The sequence below is a fragment of the Spirillospora sp. NPDC127506 genome, from assembly GCF_040302145.1.
GTDB lineage: Bacteria > Actinomycetota > Actinomycetes > Streptosporangiales > Streptosporangiaceae > Spirillospora.
On the sequence record NZ_JBEORG010000093.1, the window covers coordinates 1 to 3,217 of the forward strand.

Genomic DNA, 3,217 nt, shown 5'->3' on the forward strand with positions numbered 1-3,217 from the left:
TGGACCTTAGACAAGCCCATCATCGCAGGCCACGGGGCATCCCTTTTGTCGTTTCCGCAACCTGAACAGCAATCACCCGGTGGATCGAGGCTTAGAGACGATGTTCCCCGAGTGGACGGCCGACGAGCTGTTCGCCCCCTGCCCGCCTCACGTCCTGGCCGACGAGCCCACCGCCTACGCCCCCAGCGACGAGCGCGCCGACCTCGAATCCGCCGCCGACCGAGTAGGCCCCAACCCCTACGCCGACGTCACCGCCGTCTTTCCCACCCGCGCCGAGTTCTCATACGCGCACCCGCCACACGCACTACTCGACGGTGCGAGCAGCATCCGGGCCGCCGGCCTCTCCCTCAATATGCTCTGCCAGCAGTACCCGGACCAGCGCCTCTACCGGCTCATCGAGGACGGCACCACCCTGCAAGCCCTGTTCCTTGACCCCGAAGGCGAGGCCATCCGAGCCCGTGAGCGGGAAGAAGGCTACACAGACAACCACCTCACCACCCTCACGCGCCTGAACATCGAGGTCCTGACCCGCCTACGCAAGCGCCTATTGCCCGAGGCCCAAGACCGTCTATCCGTCGCCGTCTACGACGAGACGATCCGGTTCAACATCACGCTCATCAACGACAAGCTCTGCGTGATGCAGCCCTACCTACCGAACGCCCGCGGAGTCGACTCGCCCACCTTCCTCGCCGAACGCAACCCGACCGGAGCAGGCTTGTATGGGACGTTCGAAGAGATCTTCAACGCGCTATGGGAACGAGGCCGCCCAGTATGACCGACGCACCAGCCGTACTACTACCCGTCGCCCTCAAGGCAGCACAGATCGCCAGCGACCTAGTGCGCACCCGCGTCCCTGGCCTGCTCACCGCCAAGGGCGACCGCGACATGGCCAGCGAAGTCGACTACGCCGTAGAACGAGCCGTCCGCGACTACCTAAAACAGCGAACCCCCGACATCGCCATACTCGGCGAAGAAGAAGGCATCACCGGCGACACCACCGGCGAACTCCTCTGGGCAATCGACCCAGTGGACGGCACCGCCAACTTCGTTCGCAACATTCCGCTCTGCGGCTTCTCCCTCGGCCTCATCGAGCGAGGTCGCCCCGTGGTCGGTGTCATCGACCTGCCGTTCCTAGGCGACCGCTACCACGCCGCTCAGCACACCGGCGCCTACCTCGGAGCCCGCCGCATCCAAGCCAGCATGACCACCAACCTCAAAGACGCCATCGTCGCGATTGGCGACTACGCCGTAGGCGAGGGAGCCGAGGCCAAGAACCGCCAACGCATCGCCCTAACCGAACGCCTAGCCGCCAACGTCCAACGAATCCGCATGCTCGGCTCAGCCGCCATAGATCTCGCTTGGGTCGCCGAAGGCAAGCTTGACGCCAGTATCACGCTCTCAAACAAACCCTGGGACACCGCCGCTGGCGTCATCATCGCCCGCGAAGCCGGAGCAACGGTCAGAGACCAAGACGGCGCCGCCCATACCTTTAATGCGTCCGCTACCATCGGCGCGGCACCAGCAATCACCGACGAAATCGCCGCCCTCGTCAACGAGGTGAGTAGCAGCTAGCCGGAGAGTCAGCGGAGAGTAAGCCTGCGCGGCCCCGCGCCTGGCCGCCCGGAGCGTGCGGCGTGAGCGCCGGTCACCGGACGGCGGAGCCGGACCGCGCATCGCGACGCGCCCGCCGGCCCCGCTCCGACCACCCGCCACGGGGCGCGCCGCCGCCTGTCATGGGTGCAGCAGGTACAAGCTCAAGCCAACCCGGTACAGGGACGTTGCAAGCTGAGATGGAGATCCGCGGGGCTCCCCCCGACCTGATCTGTCGAGGATGGCGGCGGCCAGAACCCGTCAAGGGCGCTTACGGCGTCGCTACATGATGGCCTACGGCCACCCTTGACGGAACTGCCCGCCGCTAAGTACAGGTCTCGTCGGGGCCGGAGGTGTCAGGGGTTCGAATCCCCTAGGCTCCACCAGTCATCCCGATGGCGGATTCCAGGGGCCGTCGCAACACTTTGAGTGTTGCGACGGCCCTAGCCGGTGCTCTTCAGCCGGCGAGCAACGCTTGCAGCCACTGGTTTTCGCGTTCCTCGATGTACTCGGCATCGCTTCGCCAGATATCGCCGTGGCCCTCTGCCCAGAGTCTTGCCCAGGGGTGCACGCCCTGGGCCGCCTGATCATGCAGGAAGTCATGCATGGAACGCGTACGGCGTGCCAGCAGAGGGACGAGTTCACGGCGTTCCGCTTCGTCGAGGCCGTAGGCGTCGACGAAGACCCTCAGCCGGTCTGCAGCGTCATGGCGTTGCCACTTGGGATCCGCCGACAGCGGGATGAACCCATGAATGGCATATGCGATGTCCCACAAGCGGGAACCGGGGCCTGCAGCGTCCCAGTCGATGAAGGCCCACTGCGTGTCATCTCCGATCACGAGGTTCCATGGGGCCAGATCGTGATGGGCGATGATGTCACTGCCGTCAGCGGGGATCAGCGTCTGCCAACGGGCGTCGGACGGTGGTCTGAAGCCTTGGACCGCGTCGTGGAACTCCCTGATCAACTGTGCGACGCGAGCCAGTTGTGCAGCTGGGTTCAGATGAGAGAACCGGTCGGGCCAAATCACGTGTCCTGGCATGAAAGTCAGGACTTCGCGCCCTTGGTCGTCAATGCCCAGTGGGCGAGGTGCCGCTCTGAATCCCACCTCGTGCAAGTGGGTGAGCAAGGCATGGACTGCCGGCGTCCACGGCCCGGTGGGACGGCGAACGGTGTCTCCGACGCGAACGACTCCATCACTGACGTTGCCGCCGGGCAGCGGCTCTTCCTCATGCTGCATTGGACCAGTGTCTCGGGTCGGCCGCGCGTGGTCACTGCTTGACGGGAGCATCACAGCCGCCGGTCGGCACCTTCGCGGCCTAGACAGCCAACGACGGTTTGCCGGTGAATCGCCTGCGACCGGTTGCTCACCGCTCGCTGAGGATCAGCAGTACCCCGACCAACGTCTCTACCGGCTCATCTGCGGGGTTGGTGAAATTGCCCGGTGAGTTTCTGATGAACCTGTTCGACCAGGGCTGTGCAGCCTGGGCCAGTTCGGTCGCTGGATGCTACTCACCGTGCTCGGCGTGGGAGGGCTAGGCAGTGTTTAGAAAGTGGTGTTGGCCAGGGCTTGAAGCCAGATGTTGATGGCAGCGACCTGGACAGTGGCTTGGTAGCGGACGGCGAGCTT

The 3,217-nt window shown here is 64.9% G+C and carries 3 protein-coding genes; 2 read left to right on the forward strand and 1 reads right to left on the reverse strand.

Annotated features, from left to right (window positions below):
- Positions 1 to 100 precede the first annotated feature (100 nt).
- Together ABTW95_RS35545 and ABTW95_RS35550 are read left to right on the forward strand one after the other, a co-directional pair.
- A complete protein-coding gene (locus ABTW95_RS35545) occupies positions 101 to 775 on the forward strand; it encodes a DUF5919 domain-containing protein (RefSeq protein ID WP_500228621.1) in 675 nt (224 codons plus the stop codon).
- A complete protein-coding gene (locus ABTW95_RS35550; protein ID WP_500228622.1) occupies positions 772 to 1,572 on the forward strand; it encodes an inositol monophosphatase family protein in 801 nt (266 codons plus the stop codon). Before ABTW95_RS35545 ends, ABTW95_RS35550 begins: the two co-directional genes overlap by 4 nt.
- Positions 1,573 to 2,047: 475 nt before the next feature.
- Here ABTW95_RS35550 and ABTW95_RS35555 read toward each other — a convergent pair whose 3' ends face one another.
- Positions 2,048 to 2,827, reverse strand: a complete 780-nt coding sequence (locus tag ABTW95_RS35555; protein ID WP_500228623.1) for a phosphotransferase enzyme family protein — start codon at positions 2,825 to 2,827, stop codon at positions 2,048 to 2,050.
- Positions 2,828 to 3,217 lie beyond the last annotated feature (390 nt).